This is a genomic window from Isoptericola sp. Y581, from assembly GCF_059445475.1.
In genome coordinates, this window is record NZ_JCAIUK010000001.1 from 614,171 (window position 1) to 635,980 (window position 21,810).

Consider the following 21,810-nt stretch of genomic DNA (forward strand, 5'->3'; position numbering starts at 1 on the left):
GGCCGCAGCACGGAAGCGTGAGAGTCAGCGAGCGGCCCTGAGGGCCCTTGCCACGGGGGAGCGGTCGGCAAGGGCCGACGTGACCCGGTCGAGATAGATCGCGAGGAACACGACCGCGAGGCCGGCCTCGAAACCGAGCGAGATGTTGACGCTCGACAGGGCGCCTACGACGTCGCCACCGAGACCGCCGGCGCCGACCATGCCCGAGATCACGACCATCGACAGCGCGAGCATGATCACCTGGTTGACGCCCGCCATGAGAGTGGGCATCGCCAGCGGGATCTGGATCTGCCGCAGGATGCGTCGGTCGGTGGCGCCGAACGCGCGCCCGGCCTCGACCACCTCGGCGTCGACCTGCCGGATGCCCAGCTCGGTGAAGCGCACGCCCGGGGCGAGCGCGAAGACGATGGTCGCGATGATGCCGGGCACGGGCCCGGTAAGGAAGATGACGACCGTCGGGATCAGGTAGACGAAGGCTGGCATCGTCTGCATGAAGTCGAGGATCGGGCGGACGACGCGCGACACGTGCTCGTTGCGCGCCGACCAGATCCCGAGCGGGATGCCGATCACCAGCGCAACCACCGAGGCCAGCAGCACGAGTGCCAGCGAGTCCATGGCATTGGTCCACTGGTCCATCGCGGCGATGATGACGAAGCCGGCCAGCGTGCCGAGAGCGAGCTTCCAGCCCTTGGCCCAGAAGGCGATCGCGGCGAGCACGAGGGCGACGACCCAGAACGGCGGGGTGCTGAGCGCCCAGTCGAGACTGTCGTAGATCGCCTCGAAGAAGGCCTTGACCCCGTCGAAGAAGGGATCGAACGTGTCGGTGACCCAGTCGATCGCGGTCTCGATCCAGTCACCGACCGCGACGCGGGGGACCAGCGTGTCGGTATCCGTGGCGGCGGAGATCATGCCGAGGCTCCTTCCGTCGTCGCGGCGGGGCCGGCGTCGATGTGGTCGCCCTCGAGGGGCGTGTCCGAGTTGCCGTTGGTGACCGTCTCGCCGGGAACCATCGCCTCCAGCAGGGTCACGCGGGGGATCACGCCGACGAGGCGCCCCTCGTCGTCGACCACGGCCATCGGGACGGCGGACTCGGTGGCCGGCGCGAACAGCTCGGCGAGCGGGGTGTCCTGGTGCACGGAGGTCACGTCGGTCACGACGATGCCTTCGAGCTTCTCGACGCCCTCCTTCGCGGCCCGTACGGCGTCGTCCGCGCGGACGAGCCCCTTGAGCCGGCGCCCGCGGTCCACCACGTAGGCGCCCGACGCCTCGGCGTCGCGCATCTCGCGTGCGGCCAGGCGCGGCCCGCCGCCGATCGCGACCGTGACGTGCGGGCGCTGCATGACGGCTGAGGCCGTGAGGACCCGGGAGCGGTCGACGTCGGCGACGAACTTCTCGACGTACTCGTTCGCCGGGTCGGACAGGATCTGCTCGGACGTGCCGATCTGCACGATCTCGCCGTCACGCATGACGGCGATCCGGTCGCCGAGGTGCATGGCCTCGTTGAGGTCGTGCGTGATGAAGATGATCGTCTTGCCCAGCTTCTCCTGGAGCTCCAGGAGCTGCTCCTGCATCTCCGAGCGGATCAGCGGGTCGAGGGCGCTGAACGCCTCGTCCATGAGCAGCACGTCGGTGTCGGCGGCGAGCGCGCGGGCGAGGCCGACGCGCTGGCGCATTCCGCCAGACAGCTGGGACGGCAGGGAGTTCTCCCAGCCGCTGAGCCCGACCATGTCGAGCGCGTGGCCGGCCTTCTCCTGCCGTTCGATCTTGCCGATGCCCTGGATCTCCAGCGGGTACGCGGCGTTGTCGAGCACCGTGCGGTGCGGCAGCAGCGCGAAGTGTTGGAACACCATGCTCACGCGGGTGCGGCGCAGTTCGCGCAGTCGTTTGCCGTCGACCGTGGCCAGGTTGGCGTCACCGAGGAGGACGTCGCCCGCGCTCGGTGTCCACAGACCGTTGAGCATGCGGATCAGCGTCGACTTGCCCGAGCCGGAGAGGCCCATGACGACGAAGGTCTCGCCGGGGGCGACGTCGAAGTTCGCGTCGATGACTGCGGCGGTGCCGAGGTCCTTGACCTCGTCGCGGGTCGCGCCGGCCTTGAGCCGGCGGACCGCCTCGGTGGGCTTGGGGCCGAAAACCTTGTAGACGCCGCGCACCGACACCGCGGGGGTCACCGCGGGGCTGTCGGCGGGCGTTGTGGTGGTACTGCTGTCTCCCGTCATTCGGGCAGGGCTCGCCACCTTCCATCAAAGTCGGATGCACCCACGGTTCACCGTGCCGTCGTCGAGCGTCGGTCACGGGTTGCCGTGCTACCGGGAACCGGTGGGCACAAGGGCGTCTTTCACCATGCCTTGGTCGAGGGGCACATGGCGAACCGGGAACCTGGGTCCGTTCCGCGGCTTCAATCCCCGTTGTCCTGGGGATTTGACAAGAAACGGGGGTCGAACTTGCCCGTTCGATCGTTATTCGACTGTGATCTACGGCGTGATCCGGCTCACGACCTGCGCCTTCGCTGCCATCCGCCGCCCCCCGCCCGGACGGCGCTAGGTGGGGTGAGGGTCAAGGCCGGATCTACGGGTGTTCAGCAAGCGGCTCTCCGGATGTTCAGCGAGCGGGTGAAAACGCGGCCTTCTGCCCGCACGGCCTGACACGATCCCCGGAGGTTCCGTGGAACCTGTCCCGTCGCCGCGCCCGCGTCACCGCGGGCGGGTCACGGCGCTCGTCGCCACCCTGTCGTTGGTCCTCACGCCCTTGCCGGTCGTGCCCGCGGCCGCGTCCACCGAGCCGGGTGCGGAATCGGCGGTCTCCGTCCAACCGACCGCCGACCCGACCTCCGCCGTGGTGGTGGTCGTCGTCGCGCCGGCCGCCGAGCTGCTCGCCGCCACGGGGACCGCCCGGGTGGGGGAGCTCGCGGTCGACCCGCAGCCGGCCCTGTGGGCCCCGGCCGACGTCGCGCTCACCTTCACCTACCGGTGGCTCGCCGACGGCGCCGAGATAGAGGGAGCCCACGACGCCTCGCTCGTCGTGGCTGCTGCGACCGCGGCCGCTCGGTGAGTGTGGAGATCACGGGGACCGCACCTGACGGCTACGAGTTCGCGGTGGTGGAAGCCGTCACCGCTCGCTGCTGCTCCCGGGTCTGACCGTCCGGCTCCGACCTGGCGTTCCGGCGGTCCGTCTCGGGAGAGCACGGCTCGTTCGCGGCGATCCCGAAGCGGCTCCACGCTCACGGTGAGCAGCGTGGGGACGTGGAGCCCGAAGCCGTCGTCGTGGCGCGGCGACGTTCGGGGTAAAGATCACCCCGAACAGCGGGTGAAGTCGGCCATCGGCAGGCCGTTCGCGGCCGATCGCGCCGCATGCTTGTCGGGCGACATCGGTGCACCGCCCGGGGGAGGGCGCGTCCGCAGGATGGTTGCGGACCTTCGACCTCGCTGTCGGGCCTACCACCCTGGAGAATCCTGTGACCTTCACCCTGCCCGCGCGCCGCCCCGGCCGCCTCGTCGCCCTCGTGACGGCCGCGACGCTGCTGGCCGCACCGCTCGCCGTCGTCCCGGCGACCGCGGCCGCCCCGACGGCCGCCGCCGCGACGTCCGCGACCTCACTGACGATCAAGAAGATCGGCACGAAGACCGCCCCCTACGCGAAGAAGGCGACGGTCAAGCCGAGCGTCACCGCCAAGGGCACGATCTCGGTGAGGTCCAAGACCCTCACGGTGAAGAAGTCGGGCAAGACGGTCGCGAAGAACAAGAAGAAGGTCAGCCTCAAGGCGGGCACCTACCAGGTGACGACGAAGGTCACCTACAAGACCTACAAGCTGACGTCGGCCAAGAAGAAGGTCTGGTCCGCCCCGAAGGTGAAGACCAAGTCGCAGACGCTCGTCGTCAAGCAGGGCAAGAAGCCCTCGCGCACGACTCCGGTCAGCAAGGACAACTGCCCGAGCTGGGCGCCCGTGAAGGGCAACCAGTCCGGCATCTACCACGTGCCCGGCGGCCGGTACTACAAGGTCACCACGCCGGAGGAGTGCTTCACCACCGCGGCCGCTGCCCGCAAGGCCGGCTACCGAGCCTCCAAGAACGGCTGACCTGACCGACCACGACGAGGCCGGCACCCCCACCGGGTGCCGGCCTCCCTGCGTCTCCGGCACCCTGCGGGCTACCCTGGGTGCTGGCCCGCGCCGGCGACGGCGCGCCACGCGCAGACGGGAGCCCCCAGCGCACTCGGCTCAAACCGCAGACACCCAGGAGGCGACCATGTCCACGACCGTTGAGGCACCCGGGACCACCGGATTCGACGAGGCCCCAGACCGCTACAAGGTGCGCTCGCTCGCGCTGGCGGAGGCCGGGCGCCACCAGATCCGGCTCGCCGAGCACGAGATGCCGGGCCTCATGACGCTGCGTTCCGAGTTCGGCGAGTCGCAGCCGCTCGCGGGCGCCCGCATCGCCGGCTCCCTGCACATGACGGTGCAGACCGCCGTCCTCATCGAGACGCTCGTGGCGCTCGGCGCCGAGGTCCGCTGGGCGAGCTGCAACATCTTCAGCACGCAGGACGAGGCGGCGGCCGCGATCGTCGTCGGCCCGCACGGCACCCCCGCCGACCCGCAGGGCGTGCCCGTATTCGCCTGGAAGGGCGAGAGCCTCGAGGAGTACTGGGACTGCGCCGAGCAGATCCTCGTGTGGCCGGGTGCCGGCGAGAACGGTCAGGGCGGCCCCAACCTCATCCTCGACGACGGCGGCGACGCCACGATGCTCGTGCACCTGGGGCTGCAGTACGAGCGGGCGGGCGTGGTGCCGCCCGACACGCTGCCCGGCGAGCCGGACCACGCCCATGAGATGAACGTCGTGCGGGGCTTGCTGCGCCGGGCGCTGGAGTCCGACCCGCTGCGCTGGACCACGGTCGCGCAGGGCATCGGGGGCGTCACCGAGGAGACGACGACTGGCGTGCACCGCCTGTACCACCTCGCCGAGGCGGGCGAGCTGATCTTCCCGGCGATCAACGTCAACGACTCCGTCACCAAGTCGAAGTTCGACAACAAGTACGGCATCCGGCACTCGCTGCCCGACGGCATCAACCGCGCCACCGACATCCTCATCGGCGGCAAGGTCGCGTTCGTCGCGGGCTACGGCGACGTCGGCAAGGGCGCCGCCGAGGCGTTCCGCGGCCAGGGCGCGCGCGTCATCGTCTCCGAGGTGGACCCCATCTGCGCGCTGCAGGCCGCGATGGACGGCTTCCAGGTGGCGACGCTCGAGGACGCGATCGGCGCCGCCGACTTCGTCATCACCACGACCGGCAACAAGGACGTCGTGCGCGTCGAGCACATGCTCGCGCTCAAGGACAAGGCCGTCGTCGGCAACATCGGACACTTCGACAACGAGATCGACATGGACGGCCTCGCCGCCGTGCCGGGCGTCGTCAAGACCGAGATCAAGCCGCAGGTGCACGAGTGGACGCTGCCCGCGGACGGCGACCGCCGCGAGAGGTCGATCATCGTGCTGTCCGAGGGCCGCCTGCTCAACCTGGGCAACGCGACCGGACACCCGTCGTTCGTCATGTCGAACTCGTTCGCCAACCAGGTGATCGGGCAGATCGAGCTGTTCGTGGACATGGCCCGGCCGGCCGAGGAGCGGCAGTACGAGCGCCAGGTCTACCGCCTGCCCAAGGTGCTCGACGAGAAGGTCGCGCGCCTGCACCTTGACGCCCTCGGCGTCCGGCTCACCGAGCTGAGCAAGGATCAGGCCGAGTACCTCGGCGTGCCCGTCGAGGGCCCGTACAAGCCGGAGCACTACCGCTACTGAGAAACGCCGCCGGTTGAGCGCAGGCTCGACCGGCGACAACGGGGGATGTCCCCCCGCCGGTCCGGGCGGCGGGCCGGGTACCGGGGGGGACGTCCGGGCGGCCAGGCTGGGAGCATGTCCCGCATGACCTCCACCGACGGCCCGCGGCTCGCCGCCCGCCCGCCGTTCCTCCTCGCACCTTTCCACCGCGACACCTGGCGCGCGTACGGGTTCCTGTGGCTCGCGCTGCTGCTGGCACCGTTCGCGCTCGCGTACGCGCTGTTCACGATCTCGTTCATGGCCGGCGTCGCGGTCACGGTGGTCGGCCTGTTCGTGGCGGGCGGCATCCTGGTCGGCGCACGGGGCTGGGGCTCGATGTACCGGCGGATGGCGGTGCGGTACCTCGGCGTGGAGATCGCGGAGCCGATGCCGCGGATACCACGGAAGGGTTTCTGGCGCCGCCTCGGCGGGATGCTCGGCGACGCGACGGCCTGGCGTGCACTGCTCTACATGTTCGTCACGTTCCCGCTGGCGATCGCGGGGTTCGTCGTGAGCACGGTCTCCCTCGCCGTGGCCCTCGGGGGCATGACGCACTGGTTCTGGACGCGCTGGTTGCCGCTGCAGCAGGCGTCCGACGGCACGTGGCACCGGGGCGCGGCGGTCGGCACCGACTGGTTCGTCGACACCCCGCCGCGCCAGCTGCTGCTCGTCGCCGTCGGCGTGATCCTGCTGTACCTGTGGCCGCAGCTGCAGGCCCTGTTCGCTGGGCTGTTCCGCCTGCTGGCAGTCGGGCTGCTCAGCCCGACGCGCGCCAGCATGCGGGTGGCGTACGCGGAGCGGGCCCGCGCCGTCACGGTCAAGGACGCCGACGCGCGCCTGCGCCGCATCGAGCGCGACCTGCACGACGGCACCCAGGCGCACCTGGTGGCCGTCGCCATGCAGATCGGCGAGGCGCGCGAGCTGCTGCGCGACGGCGCCGACACGGACGAGCTGGGGTCGGTGCTGGAGACGGCGCACTCGAGCACCAAGGACACGCTGGCCGAGCTGCGCGAGCTGGCCCGCGGCATCCGGCCGCCCGCGCTCGACGCCGGCCTCGCCGTCGCCCTGGAGACCCTCGCGGCGCGTGCCGCCCTGCCCGTGCGGGTGCACGCCGTCGGGCTGGACTCGGCCGACCTGCCGTCCAGCGTCACCGCGATCTCCTACTTCGCCGTCGCGGAGCTCGTCGCCAACGCCACCAAGCACGCGCGCGCGACCGGTATGGACGTCGTCGCCGGCGTCGAGCCCGTCCCTGACGCCGCCACGGGCACGGCCCTGCGCGCCCTCGTGCTGCGCGTGCACGACGACGGCGTGGGCGGGGCCGCCGTGCGCGCGCCCGACGCCTCCGGCCGGGGCAGCGGGCTGGCCGGGCTCACGGACCGCCTCTCCGGCGTCGAGGGCGCCCTGCGGGTGGTCAGCCCTCCGGGAGGGCCTACGGTGATCACCGTGACGATCCCGCTGCCCACCGCCAAGGACACTGCCAAGGAGACGGCCAAGGGCACTGCGAGGGACGCCCGCTGATGCCCGTTGAACCGACGCCGGGCCTGCGCGTCGTGGTCGCCGAGGACTCCGCGATCCTGCGGGACGGACTCGTCGCGCTCCTCGCCCGCCGTGGCCACGACGTCGTCGCTGCGGTGCCCGACGGCGAGGCCCTGGTGCGCGAGGTCACGAGGCTCGCGGCCGCGGACGCCCTGCCCGACGTGCTCGTCGCCGACATCCGCATGCCGCCCACGCACACCGACGAGGGCCTGCGCGCCGCTGAGGCCCTGCGGGCCGCCTACCCGGGCCTGCCCGTGCTGGTGTTCTCGCAGTGGGTCGAAACGCGGTACGCGTCGCGGTTGCTCGAGGGCGACCCGCGCGGCGTCGGCTATCTGCTCAAGGACCGTGTGGCCGACGTCGGGGACTTCATCGCCGCCCTCGCCCGCGTCGCGGCGGGGGAGACCGTCCTCGACCCGGAGGTGGTGCGCCAGCTCATGGGCGCGCACCGCTCGCCCGAGGACGGCGTCGCCCGCCTGACCCCCCGCGAGCGCGAAGTGCTCGAGCTCATGGCACAGGGGCGCTCCAACGGGGCGATCGCCGAGGGGCTGTACCTGTCCTACGGGGCGGTGGAGAAGAACGTGGCCTCGATCTTCACCAAGCTCGATCTGGCGCAGGACTCCGCCGACCACCGCCGCGTCCGCGCCGTCCTGCGCTACCTGGGCGTCGACGCCTGACGGCCGTCGCACCACCCTGCCGGTCGAGACTGTCGAGATCCGCTGGTTGAGACTGTCGAGATCCGCTGGTTGAGCCTGTCGAGATCCGCTGGTTGAGCCTGTCGAGATCCGCTGGTTGAGCCTGTCGAAACCCGGTGAGGTCTCGACAGGCTCAACCGACGACATCTCACGGCCACCAAGGGGGACGTCCCCCGCATCGGCACGGGGGGGAAGCCGCCGGGAGAGCGGGGGGTCAGGCCCCTGTCCGGCAACGCTGCAGGTCACGAGGCTGTAGGGGTCCTCATCGACCTCTCCCAGGAGTAATCATCGTGGCCGTCATCGACGCCCCTTCACCGACTGCCGTCCGACCCCGCTCCGGCGGGCCGGATCGCACCGCACCGGACCGCAGCACCGCTCCGCGCCGAGCACCCGCTTCCCCGGCCCGGCCGCGACCGCCGCGCGACGGCTTCGTCGACGTCGTGCGGGCGGTCGGGACCGTCGGCGTCGTGCTGCTGCACTGGCTGATGGCCGAGGCCGCGTGGGACGGCAGCACCCTGCAGGTCGGCAACGCCCTCGGACACGGCGCCGGGTGGGTCGCCACCTGGCTGCAGCCGCTGGCCCTGCTGTTCTTCGCCGCCGGGGCGTCCGCGGGTTACCAGCGCACGATCACGTCGGCTGCCGGTCGGGGCTGGGCCGGGGTCGTCGGGTCCCGGCTGGGCGCGACGGCGCGGCCGGTCGCGGCGTTCGCCGGCGCGTGGGCCCTGGCGGTCGCGGCGCTCCTCGCGCTCGGCGTGCCCGACGAGGCGGTGTGGCGCCTGGCCAGGATGGCGCCGCAGCTCCTGTGGTTCCTCGGCGTGTGGGTGCTGCTCATGGTCGCCGCGCCTGCGCTGCAGGCGGCCTGGCGGCGCTGGCGTTGGGGCGCGCTCGGCGTCGTCGTCGCGCTGCCGCTGGCGCTCGACGCGCTGCGGTTCGGACTCCCGGGCGACTTCACCGCCGGGCTCGCGGGCGCCAACGTGGTGCTCGCGTGGGCCGTGCCGTTCCTCGCGGGGATCGCATACGCCGCCGAGCGCAGCGCGCCGCGCCGTCCGGCGTCGTCCGGGTCGGCGGGGCACGGGCGGACCGGGCGCCTGCTGCTCGCGGCCGGCGCCGTCGCGGCGTTGGTGACCATGGCCGTGCTCGTCGCGGTCGGCCCGTACCCGCTGAGCATGATCGGCATGCCGGGCGACGAGATCTCCAACCTCGGCCCGCCGACGGCCCCGGTCGTCGCGCTGGCGGTGGCGCAGGTGTGCCTGGTGCTGCTGGCCCGCGAGACCCTGGTCCGCGCCGCCGCGACCGAGGTGGGCTCCCACGTGGTCGGCGCCCTGGCCCGCCGGTCGATGACCGTCTACCTCTGGCACCTCACCGCGATGTTCGCCGTCGTCGGCGTGGCCCTGCTCGGCCTCGGGCAGGAGCTGCCCGCCGCGTGGGGCGCGGACTGGTGGGCCTCGCGGCCCGTGTGGTTCGCCGCCTACCTGCTGGTGTTGCTCGGCCTGGTGCGCGCCTTCGGCCGGTTCGAGGTCCGCCGCCGACGATGACCCGTCGCCGCTGTGAGCATGCTTCCGCGCGAAACAGGGCCAGAAGCATGCTCACGGCGAACGCCGTGCTCAGCGCGGCGGGTCGGGGATGGCGTAGGGCAGCCGGTGCAGCGTCGCGGCACGGGCCTCGGCCCGCTCCTGCTCGGCCCGGCCGCGGGTCAGCTCGCGGTCGCGGCGCTCGTGCAGGACGGCGTGCAGGAACGCCTCGGCGGGCGTGCCGGGCGGCGGGCCGGGCGCGACGTACGGCTCGATCCGGCCGGCCAGCTCGTCGGCCAGGCCGGCCCGCGAGGCGGGCGCGAGCCGCGGGGCGCGGTCGAGCAGCTGGCGGGCGGACAGCGCCAGCCCGTCAGGGAGGCGCCGGATGTCGGCCGTGCGTGCCCACCCGGCCAGCTCGGGCGGCATCGCGAGCGGCACCGACCAGCCGCGCCCGCCCCGTACCCGGATCACGTAGGTGCCGGCCAGGATGTCGCCGAGCCGCTTGCCGCGCGAGTTCGCCAGCGACGTGACGAGCGCGACGCTGCCGAACGTCAGCCACAGCTCGCCGACACCCACCAGCGCACGGACGAACGCGTGCCGGAACCGCACCGGCCCGCCGTCGTCGCGCACCACGCGCAGGCCCGTGGCGAGCTTGCCCACCGAGCGGCCGCGGCTGAGCGTCTCGACCGTCACCGGCACCACGACCATCACCACGACCGCCGCGACCACGGACAGCACCCGCAGCCACTGCTCGTCGATCGAGACGTCCTGCGCGGCGGCCACCACGAGGAGGGCGAGCACCACGATCCCGATCACGGCGAGGTCCAGCAGCGCCGCCAGCGCACGGCTCACGAACGACGCGGGGCGGGCGTCGAGCACCACGCCCTCGCCGATCAGGATCCCGTCGTGCATGTGCATCCCCCGCTCGTCGCACCGGTGTCGTGTGGAAGGCTATCGGCCGTGGACCTTGACGCCTTCTCCGCCGTGCACAGCCCCCAGTGGGACCGGCTGCAGCAGCTCACGCGGCGCCGGCGGCTCGACGGGGCGGAGGCCGACGAGCTGGTGCGGCTGTACCAGGCGGTGGCCACCCACCTGTCCACCGTGCGGTCCGCCGCGCCCGACCCGGTGCTCGTCACCCGCCTGTCGGACCTGCTGACCCGCGCGCGCGTGCGCATCGCCGGCACCCACGAGCCCGCGTGGGCCGACGTCGCGCGGTTCGTCGTGGTGACCGTCCCGGCCGCCCTGTACCGGGTGCGGTGGTGGACCCTCGGCGTCGTCGTCGTGTGCCTGGCGCTCGCGGTGGTGGCGGGGGTCCGCGTCGCCACCGACCCGGACGTGCTCGCCCTCATGGGCACGCCGTCCCAGCGCGAGGCGTACGTCGAGGACGCGTTCGCCTCGTACTACGACCCCGGGGCGTCGTTCGCCGCGATGGTGTGGACCAACAACGCGTGGATCGCGGCGCAGTGCGTGGGTCTCGGCATCACCGGCGTGTGGCCCGTGTACATGCTGGTGCAGAACGCGGTCGGGGTCGGCGCCACCGGAGGCATGATGGCGGCCTACGGTGAGCTGGACCTGTTCCTGCAGCTCATCGCGCCGCACGGGCTGCTCGAGCTCACCGCCGTCTTCGTCGCCGGCGCGGCCGGGCTCAAGATCTTCTGGACCGTGATCGACCCCGGGCCGCGCACCCGCTCCGTCGCGCTGGCGCAGGAGGGCCGCGCCCTGATCACCGTCGCCATCGGGCTCGCGGGCGCGCTGGCGCTGTCCGGGCTCGTCGAGGGCTTCGTCACCGGCTCCGCGCTGCCGTGGTGGCTCAAAATCGTCATCGGCGCCCTCGCGCTCGCCGCGTTCTGGGCCTACGTCCTCGTCCTGGGCCGCCGGGCCACCGACGCCGGGCTCACCGGCGACCTCGACGCCGACCGCGCCGGCGAGGTCGTGCCGACCGCCGGCTGACGCTGTCGATACCGCTCCGCTGGTCGAGCTTGTCGCAACCGCTCCGCTGGTCGAGCTTGTCGATACCGCTCCGCTGGTTGAGCTTGTCGATACCGCTCCGCTGGTTGAGCTTGTCGAAACCCGGTTCGTGGTCTCGACGGGCTCGACCGACGAGGTGTCGTCGAGCTTGTCGAAACCCGGTTCGTGGTCTCGAAGGCTCGACCGACGCGGATTCGTCAGAGCCGGCCGGCGGCCTTGAGGGCGAGGTAGGTGTCGGCGAGCCGGGGGGCGAGGTCGTCGGGCAGGGCCTCGACGACCTCGGCGCCGTGCTGGCGCAGGACGGTGGAGACGGCGGAGCGCTCCAGGTCCGCGCGGGCCGCCGCGGCGGCGTCGTAGACGGCGGCCGACGACGAGCGGTCGGAACGCAGCCGCGCGGCGTCCGCGTCGGCCACCGCCGCGACGACCACCTGGTGCGTGCCGGACAGACGGTCGATCACGGGCAGCAGGCCCGTCTCGACGGCCGCCGGGTCGAGAGCGGTCAGCAGCACGACGAGCGACCGCTGCGAGACGCGGCTGCGCACCTGGCCCACCAGCCCCGGCCAGTCCGTCTCCAGCAGCGCGGGCTCGACGACCGCGAGCGACTCGGCGAGGGCCGGGAGCAGGCGCGGCCCCGACGCCCCGGCGACGCGGGCACGCAGCACGCGGTCGTAGGCGAGCACCTGGACGCGGTCGCCCGCACGGTCGGCCAGTGCTCCCAGCAGCAGGGCTGCCTCGATGCTCGCCTCCAGCCGGGTGCCGCCGAGCGTGGACTCCGGGGACTCGGCTTCCGCGGTGCCGTCGGTGCCGGCGCCGGTGGCCGGGTCGAGGGCGCCCGGGGTGCCGGTGCCGATCCGCGCAGCGGACGTACGCCCGGTGTCGAGCACGATCACCACCCGCCGGTCGCGCTCGGGCCGCCACGTGCGCACGACGACGTCGCCGCGGCGCGCGGTGGCCCGCCAGTCGATCGAGCGCACGTCGTCGCCCACCACGTACTCGCGCAGCGAGTCGAACTCCGTGCCCTCGCCGCGTACCTGCACCGTGGCCCGCCCGTCCATCTCCCGCAGCCGGGCCAGCCGCGACGGCAGGTGCCGCCGGCTGGCGAACTCGGGCAGCACCCGCAGGTGGCCGGGGACGGGGATCGAGGCCTGGCGACCGGCGACGCGCAGGGGCCCGAACGACCGGATCGTCACGGGCCCGGAGGTGCGGTCGCCGCGCCGGGTGGGTCGCAGCGGCGTCCGGACGCGGACGGACTCGCCCGCGGGCAGGTCGACGTCGTGCCGGGCCGAGCGGGCCACGAGCGGCTCGCCGGCCGCGGCGCCGTCGGTGCGAACGGGGGCATCGACCACGAACGACGGCGGCCATGCGTCGCGCACGACAGCGCGCAGCCGCCGGCGGGCCGTGTTCGTGAGCACCAGCTCGGAGCGGGCGGTGGTCCCCAGCCGCACCGACCGGGGCACCCGGCGCTGGATCGCGACCTCGCGCGGGGACGCGGCGAGGGCGACGTCCACGGCACACACCGCCCCCACGACCAGCGCCCACAGCACGACCGTCCCCGGCACCGGGAACAGCGCCACCGGCACCACCCCGAGCGCCGCCAGGACGACGGCACGCCACGTCAGCGCCATCTCACCACCCCGTCAACGCCGGCTGTCGGCATCCTTGTCGCCGGCCGCTCAGCGGGGGACGGGAACGGTCGCGAGGACGGTGGTCAGCACGCTCTCCGCCGTGACGCCCTCCAGCTCGGCCTCCGGCCGCAGCTGGACGCGGTGCCGCAGCGTCGGGTGCGCCAGGGCCTTGACGTCGTCGGGGGTGACGTACGGCCGCCCGGAAAGCCACGCCCACGCGCGGGACGTCGCCAGCAGCGCGGTCGCGCCGCGCGGGGAGACGCCGAGCGACAGCGAGGGCGAGCGGCGGGTGGCGCGGCACAGGTCCACGGTGTACCCGAGCACCTCGGGCGCCACCTGGACGCGCCGCACCTCGGCGCGGGCCGCGGCGAGCTCCGCGGCCCCGGCGACCGCGCGCACGCCGGCGGCCTCCAGGTCGCGCGGGTCGAACCCCGCGGCGTGGCGGGCCAGCACCTCGATCTCCTTGTCGCGCTCCGGCACGGGCAGCACCACCTTGAGCAGGAAGCGGTCGAGCTGGGCCTCCGGCAGGGGATACGTGCCCTCGTGCTCCACGGGGTTCTGCGTCGCGATGACCACGAACGGCTCCGGCAGGGGGCGCGGGGTACCGTCCACCGACACCTGCCGCTCCTCCATAGCCTCCAGGAGCGACGCCTGCGTCTTGGGCGGCGTTCGGTTGATCTCGTCCGCGAGCAGCAGGTTCGTGAAGACCGGGCCCTCGCGGAACGAGAACTCCGCCGTCCGGGCGTCGTAGACCAGGGAGCCGGTGACATCGCCCGGCATGAGGTCCGGGGTGAACTGGACGCGCTTGGTGGACAGGTCGAGCGACGCCCCGAGCGCCCGCACCAGCAGCGTCTTCGCGACGCCGGGCACGCCCTCGAGCAGCACGTGCCCGGAGCACAGCAGCGCGATGAGCAGGCTCGTGACCGCCGAGTCCTGGCCGACCACGGCCTTGCCGACCTCGGTGCGCACGGCCGCGAGCGAGCCGCGCAGCGCGCGCGACGGGGCGTCGTCCGATCCGCCGGTCGAGCTGGTCGAGACCCGATGCTCGTTGCTCGGCGCGGTGTCGACAGACTCAACCACCGGGGTGGGTGGGACCTGCGGGTTCTCGTCGGGGGTCGTCACGATCGGTGGACCTCGCTCTCCAGGATGTCGAGCCGGCGCGCGAGCTGGGCCAGCGCGTCGTCGTCGGTGGGTGGTGGGCCGTACAGCAGGTCGGCCACGTCGTGCGGGCCGCGGCCGGTGGCGCGCGAGACGGCGTCGGTGAGGGTCGTCGGGTCCGCGGAGCGGGGGACGCCGAGCCGGCGCGCGACGTTCTCCGCCGTGGTGGCGCGCAGACCGGCGGCCGCGTGGCCCCGGGATCGCGCCCGCCGGTAGAGGCGCCCGCGGCCGCGGGTGGTCTCGGCGGCGCGGACCACCACGGGCAGGTCCTCGGCCATCAGCGGGCCGAGCCGTCGGGCCCGCCACATCGCGGCGACCACCACGACGAGCAACGCCCAGAGCCCGACGACGCCGGCCCACGGGGGCAGTACCGCCCCGGCCGGCGCGGGGGCGTCGCCGCCCGAGACGCTGGTGTCCAGCGGATCCTGCACCAGCCACACGAGCCTCTCGTGCGCGCCGAGCAGCCCCAGCGCGAGGGCGGCGTTCCCGTCGTCGAGCACGGTGTCGTTGACGACGAACGAGGTGTCGTCGACGGCGGTCACCCGTCGTCCCGACTCCGTGCCCGGCGTGCCCGGCGTGTCCGTCACCTGCGCGAGCGCCGCGCCCTCCTGCCCCGTCCAGCAGAGCGTGACGTCGCGCCCGGCGCCGGCGTCCGGCTCGGCGCTCAGGCCGGCGGCGAGCCGCAGCGGGCCCGCCGCCCGCGCCACGGGCAGGTCGCAGCCGGGCTCGACCGGGCTCGCGGCGTCCGCGCCCACGGGGGAGCGGCCCACGGCGCCGTCGGTCGCGGTGCCGACCAGGTAGTCGTCCGCGCTCAGGAGCACCAGGTCGGCGTCCGACGCCGCCAGCGCGTCCGCCTGCTCGGGGAGCAGGTACGGTGCCGGCGTCACGAGCAGGGTGGTGCCGGGCCCGGCGGCGGCGAGGGCGTCGTCCACCCGCGTGACGTGGTCGACGACCACCCCCTGCCGCTCGAGTACCTGCGCGACGGCGCGGGCGCCGTCGGGGCCGGCGTTGTCAGGGGCGTACGGCGTGCTCGACGACGTGGGTCGGAACACGGCGAGGATCGCCACCACGAGCACGATCGCGCCGATCACCAGCACCGCCCATCGGGCGCGGCGCCAGCGGCTCGCCGCCCGGCCGCCCGCGGTGGTGCCGTCGCCCATGACTCCGGACAGCGTGACCGTGTCGCGGGACGGGTCCACGCCGGGGGAGACGGGGGCGGGGGCGCCGGGCGGCGTCTCGACGCTCATGCGCCCGCCCCCCCGCCCGGCCGTCCCGCCGCCGCGAGGGGCTCGGGCCGCGTGCCCTGCATGCGCTCGTCGAGGGCGCGCAGCTGGCGGTCGTCCTCGGGGCGAGCCGGCAGCGTGCCGTAGCAGACGTCGTCGAACAGTCCGGCCGCCCGGTGGAGGTCCGCGGCGACGGCCGGGAGCCGCAGGGCCGCGTCCGTCGAGGCCTCCTGCGCGGTCCGCCCCGGGCGCTCGTCGAGCACGGCGCGTTCCTCGAGCGACCGCACGAGGGCGCGGAAGCGGTCGAGCACCGCCGCGGACCAGTCTCCCCGGGCGGACGCCGCGTCGGCGGCGGCGCGCAGCTCGGCGGCGGAGCGCTCGTCGTCCTCGAGCACGACGGCCGACCGCCGCCCCCGCCGGGTGAGCCGGACGGGACCGGCCACCCACCAGGCCACGGCCGCCACGACCACCAGGACGACGACGATCACCAGCGCGAGCGGGAACCGGCCCTCGCCGAGCGTCAGACCGTCGAAGAGGCCGCCGAACCACCGCAGCAGGCGCTCCAGCAGGGTCGGGGACGTGGAGTACTCCGGCCGGGAGAGCTCCTCGAGGAGCCAGCGGTGCGCCGTCTCCCGATCGGGGTCCACGGGCACGCCGACGGGCAGGACCGCCAGGGCCCTGTGCAGCGCCGTCGACGCGCCGATCACGCGAGCGTGCCGGGGCGGGCCCCGGGCTGCCCACCCTCCGGCGCCTGGGCCGCGGCGGCGAGCTGCACGTCGAGGCCCTCACGGCGCATGCGCACGTCCACGTACAGCAGCGCGACGACGCTCGCGAGGAAGATCGTGGTGATCGCCGTGGCGATGACGGTGGTGAGCACCGTGGCGATCACCATCGACAGCCCCATGGTCTGCGAGTTCCCGCCCGCCCCGCCCGCAAGGCCGGCGATGATGGCGATCGGGTACGTGATGATGTTGGAGGCGATGCCGACGATGACGGACGCGAGCAGGTAGATGCCGAAGAGGCGCCAGAACGACCCGCGGGTCAGGCGCCAGGCCCGGGCGAGCGTGGTGCCGAGGCGACGCCCCTCGAGCGCGAGCGCGGGGGCGACCAGCCCGACACGCACGCCCAGCCACACCAGCGCGGCGAAGAACGCCGCGAAGAGGAGCACGCTGACTCCTGCCGCGGCGCCCGCGGAGAAGTCGCCGAGCAGCACCAGGACCATCACGAACAGCGTGATCCACACGGCGAAGACCGCGAGGGCGCCCAGCGTGCGCAGCACGGCCCAGCCGATCAGCACCCCGACGCGGGGGCGCAGGCGGGACCAGACCTCGCCCACGCTCAGCTTGCGCCCGATCACCGACTGGCTGACCGACACGGTGAGGATGCCCTCCACCACCGGCTGGGCGAGCAGCATCGTCGCCGTCGTGCCGAGCGAGGTCGCGAGGAGCTGGGCGTACATGGAGTCGAGGCCGAGCTCGCTGATCTCGGGGTCCACGTCGGCCAGCGAGGCGAACGTCGACGAGAGCGACGGGACCAGGAGCTGGGCGACGAGCACGCCGAGCACGGTCGCGACGAGCAGCACCAGCGTGGCGGTGCCGAGCATCACCTTGGGGTTGTGCCGGATCGCGGTGAACGCGCCGTCGTAGATCTCGCCGAGCGTGAGCGGGCGCAGCGGCACGATACCGGGCTTGCTCGTCGCGGGGCCGTAGGGCGACTGCCCGTAGGGGGTGGGCCCGCCCTGCCCGTACTGCTGCCCGTACTGCGGATCGCCGGGCTGCGGGGCGCCGCCGGGGGCGTACTGGCCGTACCGCGGGGGCTCGGGGGCTTCGCCCCAGCCGGACGGAGGCTGGGGCTGGTCGGGCGGGGTCATCGCGGCCTCCCGGGCTGCAGGGCGGTCGGGTCGTGTCGGCTCGGCGTCGACGGACGGGGTGGGTGGACGGAGCTCAGTGGTGACGGCTGGTGGTGACCCGACGGGACGTCGGTCGCACCGACCCTAGTACGCCGGTGGCGGTCCCTCACGTGGCGATCCACAGAACGACCCGCCCGGCCTGGCAGACTGTGCCCATGAAGTCCCGTGTCCTGGTGGTCGACGATGACACCGCCCTGTCCGAGATGATCGGCATCGTCCTGCGTTCGGAGGGCTTCGAGCCGACCTTCGTCGCGGACGGCGACGGTGCGCTGGCGGCCTTCCGCGACGAGCAGCCCGACCTCGTCCTGCTCGACCTGATGCTCCCGGGCAAGGACGGTATCGAGGTCGCCCGCGAGATCCGCGGCGAGTCCGGCGTGCCGATCATCATGCTCACCGCCAAGACGGACACGGTCGACATCGTGCTCGGCCTCGAGTCCGGCGCCGACGACTACGTCACCAAGCCGTTCAAGCCCAAGGAGCTGGTCGCCCGCATCCGGGCGCGCCTGCGCCGCACCGACGAGCCCGGGCCCGAGCGGCTGCGCGTGGGGGACGTCGAGATCGACGTCACCGGGCACAACGTGGTGCGCGACGGCGAGCGCATCAGCCTCACCCCGCTGGAGTTCGACCTCCTGGTGGCCCTGGCCCGCAAGCCCTGGCAGGTCTTCACCCGCGAGGTGCTCCTGGAGAAGGTCTGGGGCTACCGGCACAGCGCCGACACCCGCCTGGTCAACGTGCACGTCCAGCGGCTGCGCTCGAAGGTGGAGCGCGACCCGGAGAACCCCACGGTCGTGCTGACCGTGCGGGGCGTGGGTTACAAGGCCGGTGCCCCCCGCTGAGCCCGCCGCGCGTCGCGTCCGCAGGGCGTGGCGCCGGTGGCGCGCCCGGGCCGTCGCGCGGGTCCGCTACCTCGTCCGCCGCTGGCGGTCGTCTTTGCAGCTGCGGGTGGTCACGTCGGCCCTCGCCCTGGGCGTGGTGGCGGTGGCGCTGCTCGGGCTGTACCTGTCGATCTCGATCCGCGACGGTCTCTTCGAGCAGCGGCTCGACCGCATCGAGCGCGAGAACGCGGCGATGACCGAGCAGGTGCGCACGGCGTTCGCGTCCTCGCCCGCGACGTCGCGCTCGGACCTGCAGCTGCTGCTGACCTCCATGGTGCAGACGTTGGCCGCCGGCGCGTCCAGCGCTCAGGACTTCCTGCTGCTCAGTGCCCCCGACCAGCCGCAGCGCCTGCTGGACCCCGGCACGCAGATCGGGCTCCGGAGCATCATCAGCCCCGAGCTGCGCACCGCCACGCGCGCCTCCGACGGGCAGGTGCTGCAGTCGGTGCAGATCCCCGCCGAGTACACGGACTCCGAGTCGCCGGAGCCGGGCGTCATCGTCGGGTCCACCGTCGAGGTCCCGTCGATCGGTACGTACGAGCTGTACGCGGTCTACTCCCTCCAGGCGGAGCAGGAGACGCTGTCGTTCGTGCAGCGCACCCTCGCCATCGGGGCGCTGGCGATCCTCGCGCTGCTGGGGGTGCTCACCTGGGTGGTCACCCGCCAGACGGTCGCGCCCGTACGCCGCGCGGCGACCGTCGCGTCGCGGCTGGCCGACGGCCACCTCGACGAGCGCATGCCGGTGGCCAAGGGGCATGACGAGATGGCGACGCTGACCCGCACGTTCAACGAGATGGCCGCCAACCTCGAGGACCAGATCGCGCGGATGGAGGAGCTATCGGCCGCGCAGCGCCGCTTCGTCTCCGACGTCTCCCACGAGCTGCGCACGCCGCTGACCACGATCCGCATGGCGGGCGAGGTGATCCATGCGTCGCGGGACGAGCTGGACCCCGCTGCGCGCCGCTCCGCCGAGCTGCTTCAGACGCAGCTGGACCGCTTCGAGATCCTGCTCACCGACCTGCTGGAGATCAGCCGGTTCGATGCCGGGGCCGCGGTGCTCGACGTCGAGCAGCGGGACCTGCGCGGCCTCGTGGCCACGGTCGCGGAGACCTCGCTGCCGCTCGCCGAGAGCAGGCACGTCTTTCTGTCCGTGACTCTCCCGGACGAGCCCGCGACGGCCGACGTCGACCCGCGCCGGGTCGAGCGCATCGTGCGCAACCTCATCGTCAACGCGATCGAGCACGCGGAGGGCCAGCCGGTGGAGGTCACGGTCGGTCTCGACGCGGGCGCCGTGGCCGTCGTCGTGCGTGACCACGGCGTCGGGCTGGCGCACGACGAGATCGAGCGGGTATTCCGCCGGTTCTGGCGCGCCGACCCGGCCCGCGCCCGCACCACCGGGGGTACCGGCCTCGGCCTCGCGATCTCGCTCGAGGACGCGCGGCTGCACGCGGGCTGGCTCGAGGCCTGGGGCCGTCCGGGGGAGGGCGCGAGCTTCCGCCTCACGCTGCCGCGGCGTGCGGGGATCCGGCTGGAGCGCTCCCCGTTGCCGATCGAGGGCCCGTCGAAGGGCGTCGCCGCGCCGCCGACGGGGCAGCTCCCGGTGGTCAACCCGCCGACAGGGCCGACGCCCACCGCCATCCCGGAGCTCGGCGTCGTCGACGACCTCGAGCCGGCGCCGCCCGCCGTCCCCGGGGCCGAGACCGGTACGAGGACGGACGCCGATACCGACACCGAGACCGACATCGACGAGGAGGCGCGATGACGACGACGGCGAAGAACCCGGCCGGCCGCCGCCGCGCCCGCCCGACCACCGCGCTGCTGGCGGTGCTGCTGGTGCTCGGCGGGTCGGCCGCGTGCGCGCGGATCCCGATGACCGGCGCGGTGCGCGACGGGGACGCGGAGCTCGAGAACGTGAGCGAGATCGGGTACATCCCGGCCGGCCCGACCGCGGGCGCCAGCCCCGACCAGATCGTCCAGGGATTCCTCAGCACCGCCCAGGTGGGCCCCACGGACGCCGCGTCGTTCAACGTCGCGAAGGAGTACCTGACGGAGCAGGCGTGGGAGGGCTGGGACCGGTACACGCGCGTGCTCGTGCTCGACGAGGACCCGCAGCTGGACCCCGGTGACGTGCCGGACGACGCGACGGAGACGACCGTCACGGCCTCCGCGACCGTCGTCGCGACGCTCGACGAGCGCGGCATGTACACGGAGGAGGCCAAGCCCAGCACCATCGAGATCCCCTTCGGCCTGACACGGCAGACGGGCGGCGAGTGGCGCGTCGCGCAGCTCGACGACGGCCTGATGCTCTCGACGGCGTTCTTCGGGCAGGCGTTCCACCCCACCCGGCTGTACTTCCCGACGCCGGACCTCACCTGGTGGGTGCCCGACCGGCGCTGGTTCCCGCGCCAGACGTGGCGCACCGACGCGACGAGCGAGATCCTCGCGGGCCCGCCCGAGTGGCTGGAGGACTCGACCACCACCGTCATCCCCGAGGGCACCAGCCTCGCGATCGACGCCGTGACCGTCGCCGACGACGGCACCATCGACGTGAGCCTGACGTCCGCGATCACGCAGGCCACGGCCGAGCAGCGGGCGCTCGCCGTCGCCCAGCTCCAGGAGACCCTCGCCGAGGGGGAGGGGCGCACCGTCGTGCTGTCCGACCGGACCACGCCGCTGACGACGACGGCCGCGGACACCGTGTCCATGCCGCACACCTCGGGCGACGCGCTCGCGGTGGCGGGCGGCCAGGTGCAGCGGGTCGTGGGCCGCGCCCTGGCCGAGCTCGAGGAGCCGGTGTCGCTCGCCGGTCTCGACCCGACCGCCATCGCCTCGGGGCCCGGGAACCAGCCCGTCGTGGTGCGGGACGGGTCGGACCGGATCGTGCGCGTCTCGGGCGACGGCGCGCCCCAGGTCCTCCTGTCGGGCGAGGACCTCGTCGCCCCGTCGGTGGACCGGTTCGGCGCGGCCTGGAGCGCGCGCGGATCGACGCTGCTCGTGGCGCTCGCCTCGGGCGAGGTGCTGTCGCTCGACATCGACTGGCTGTCGTCTCGCACGATCCGGTCGGTGCGGGTGTCGCCGGAGGGGGCGCGGGTGGCGATCGTCAGCTCCGGTCCGAGCGGGCGGCTCGTGCACGTGGCAGGCGTCGTGCGCGACGCCGACCGTGCCCCGACCGGTCTGTCGGCGCCGGTGCAGGTGGCCGCCTCCGTGCGCCAGGTGACACAGGCGGTGTGGGAGGAGGACGCGGCCCTCGCGATGGTGGGGCAGGAGGACGACGGTGACGCTGCCGTGTTCCTCGCCGGCGTCGGTGGCCTGGCCGGGCAGGGCGGGCTGTCCCGTGCGCTGGCCGGCGTCCCCGACCCGATCTGGGTGACGGCCTCCGTGGCCGCCGGCACGGGCGCGCTGCTCGCCCTCGACGATGGCGGCACCCTGTACTCCCGGCAGGGCTCCGCCCTGTGGTCGGTCGTCTCCGAGAACGTGGACCTCGCCGCCTTCCCGGGCTGACGCCGCTG

General features: G+C 73.7%; 18 protein-coding genes. 10 read left to right on the forward strand and 8 right to left on the reverse strand.

Features of this window, described 5'->3' with window-relative positions:
• Window positions 1-24: 24 nt before the first annotated feature.
• Window positions 25-909, reverse strand: coding sequence for an ABC transporter permease (locus AC1C2W_RS02755; protein WP_495387897.1), 885 nt, complete (start codon window positions 907-909; stop codon window positions 25-27).
• The gene (locus AC1C2W_RS02760) at window positions 906-2,219 is read right to left on the reverse strand and encodes a quaternary amine ABC transporter ATP-binding protein (RefSeq protein ID WP_495412313.1); all 1,314 of its coding nucleotides are present in this window, start codon (window positions 2,217-2,219) and stop codon (window positions 906-908) included. The genes AC1C2W_RS02755 and AC1C2W_RS02760 overlap by 4 nt, the downstream gene beginning before the upstream one ends.
• A 445-nt stretch (window positions 2,220-2,664) precedes the next feature.
• On the opposite strand from AC1C2W_RS02760, the gene AC1C2W_RS02765 reads away from it, so the two are divergent.
• The 6 genes from AC1C2W_RS02765 (at window position 2,665) to AC1C2W_RS02790 (ending at window position 9,567) form a co-directional block, all read left to right on the forward strand.
• Window positions 2,665-3,051, forward strand: coding sequence for a hypothetical protein (locus tag AC1C2W_RS02765; RefSeq protein ID WP_495412314.1), 387 nt, complete (start codon window positions 2,665-2,667; stop codon window positions 3,049-3,051).
• A 403-nt stretch (window positions 3,052-3,454) separates the two neighbouring features.
• Entirely contained in the window at window positions 3,455-4,075 is a 621-nt protein-coding gene (locus tag AC1C2W_RS02770) for a sunset domain-containing protein (RefSeq protein ID WP_495412315.1), read from the forward strand.
• 169 nt (window positions 4,076-4,244) lie between these two features.
• Window positions 4,245-5,786, forward strand: coding sequence for an adenosylhomocysteinase (gene ahcY, locus AC1C2W_RS02775; protein ID WP_495387893.1), 1,542 nt, complete (start codon window positions 4,245-4,247; stop codon window positions 5,784-5,786).
• A gap of 123 nt (window positions 5,787-5,909) precedes the next feature.
• Complete coding sequence (locus AC1C2W_RS02780) at window positions 5,910-7,322, forward strand: sensor histidine kinase (protein WP_495387892.1); 1,413 nt, start codon at window positions 5,910-5,912, stop codon at window positions 7,320-7,322.
• A complete protein-coding gene (locus AC1C2W_RS02785) occupies window positions 7,322-8,014 on the forward strand; it encodes a response regulator (RefSeq protein WP_495387891.1) in 693 nt (230 codons plus the stop codon). The genes AC1C2W_RS02780 and AC1C2W_RS02785 overlap by 1 nt, the downstream gene beginning before the upstream one ends.
• A gap of 308 nt (window positions 8,015-8,322) precedes the next feature.
• Window positions 8,323-9,567 carry an acyltransferase family protein gene (locus AC1C2W_RS02790; protein WP_495412316.1) on the forward strand — a complete coding sequence of 415 codons (1,245 nt, stop codon included), beginning with the start codon at window positions 8,323-8,325 and terminating at the stop codon, window positions 9,565-9,567.
• Between the two features lie 69 nt (window positions 9,568-9,636).
• Here the strand turns inward: AC1C2W_RS02790 and AC1C2W_RS02795 are convergent, their stop codons facing one another.
• Window positions 9,637-10,455: an RDD family protein gene (locus tag AC1C2W_RS02795; RefSeq protein WP_495388434.1), complete on the reverse strand. Its 819-nt coding sequence runs from the start codon at window positions 10,453-10,455 to the stop codon at window positions 9,637-9,639.
• A 48-nt stretch (window positions 10,456-10,503) separates the two neighbouring features.
• Here AC1C2W_RS02795 and AC1C2W_RS02800 point away from each other — a divergent pair, with 48 nt between their 5' ends.
• Entirely contained in the window at window positions 10,504-11,493 is a 990-nt protein-coding gene (locus AC1C2W_RS02800) for a stage II sporulation protein M (protein ID WP_495387889.1), read from the forward strand.
• 215 nt (window positions 11,494-11,708) lie between these two features.
• On the opposite strand, the gene AC1C2W_RS02805 is transcribed toward AC1C2W_RS02800, so the two are convergent.
• From AC1C2W_RS02805 to AC1C2W_RS02825, 5 genes are read right to left on the reverse strand one after another with little or no spacing between them, the layout of a single operon-like run.
• Window positions 11,709-13,136, reverse strand: a complete 1,428-nt coding sequence (locus AC1C2W_RS02805; RefSeq protein ID WP_495387888.1) for a DUF58 domain-containing protein — start codon at window positions 13,134-13,136, stop codon at window positions 11,709-11,711.
• A 48-nt stretch (window positions 13,137-13,184) separates the two neighbouring features.
• Window positions 13,185-14,261, reverse strand: coding sequence for an AAA family ATPase (locus tag AC1C2W_RS02810; protein ID WP_495388433.1), 1,077 nt, complete (start codon window positions 14,259-14,261; stop codon window positions 13,185-13,187).
• Complete coding sequence (locus tag AC1C2W_RS02815) at window positions 14,255-15,541, reverse strand: DUF4350 domain-containing protein (RefSeq protein ID WP_495387887.1); 1,287 nt, start codon at window positions 15,539-15,541, stop codon at window positions 14,255-14,257. The genes AC1C2W_RS02810 and AC1C2W_RS02815 overlap by 7 nt, the downstream gene beginning before the upstream one ends.
• Window positions 15,538-16,224, reverse strand: coding sequence for a DUF4129 domain-containing protein (locus AC1C2W_RS02820; protein ID WP_495387886.1), 687 nt, complete (start codon window positions 16,222-16,224; stop codon window positions 15,538-15,540). Before AC1C2W_RS02820 ends, AC1C2W_RS02815 begins: the two co-directional genes overlap by 4 nt.
• On the reverse strand, window positions 16,221-17,387 hold the full coding sequence (locus AC1C2W_RS02825) for a glycerophosphoryl diester phosphodiesterase membrane domain-containing protein (RefSeq protein WP_495412317.1): 1,167 nt from the start codon (window positions 17,385-17,387) through the stop codon (window positions 16,221-16,223). Before AC1C2W_RS02825 ends, AC1C2W_RS02820 begins: the two co-directional genes overlap by 4 nt.
• A 194-nt stretch (window positions 17,388-17,581) precedes the next feature.
• Here AC1C2W_RS02825 and mtrA point away from each other — a divergent pair, with 194 nt between their 5' ends.
• The 3 genes from mtrA to AC1C2W_RS02840 are packed head-to-tail and all read left to right on the forward strand — an operon-like array spanning window position 17,582 to window position 21,802.
• Window positions 17,582-18,262: an MtrAB system response regulator MtrA gene (mtrA, locus tag AC1C2W_RS02830; RefSeq protein WP_495387884.1), complete on the forward strand. Its 681-nt coding sequence runs from the start codon at window positions 17,582-17,584 to the stop codon at window positions 18,260-18,262.
• Entirely contained in the window at window positions 18,249-20,063 is a 1,815-nt protein-coding gene (gene mtrB / locus AC1C2W_RS02835) for an MtrAB system histidine kinase MtrB (RefSeq protein WP_495387883.1), read from the forward strand. The genes mtrA and mtrB overlap by 14 nt, the downstream gene beginning before the upstream one ends.
• The gene (locus AC1C2W_RS02840) at window positions 20,060-21,802 is read left to right on the forward strand and encodes an LpqB family beta-propeller domain-containing protein (RefSeq protein WP_495412318.1); all 1,743 of its coding nucleotides are present in this window, start codon (window positions 20,060-20,062) and stop codon (window positions 21,800-21,802) included. The genes mtrB and AC1C2W_RS02840 overlap by 4 nt, the downstream gene beginning before the upstream one ends.
• Window positions 21,803-21,810: the final 8 nt, after the last annotated feature.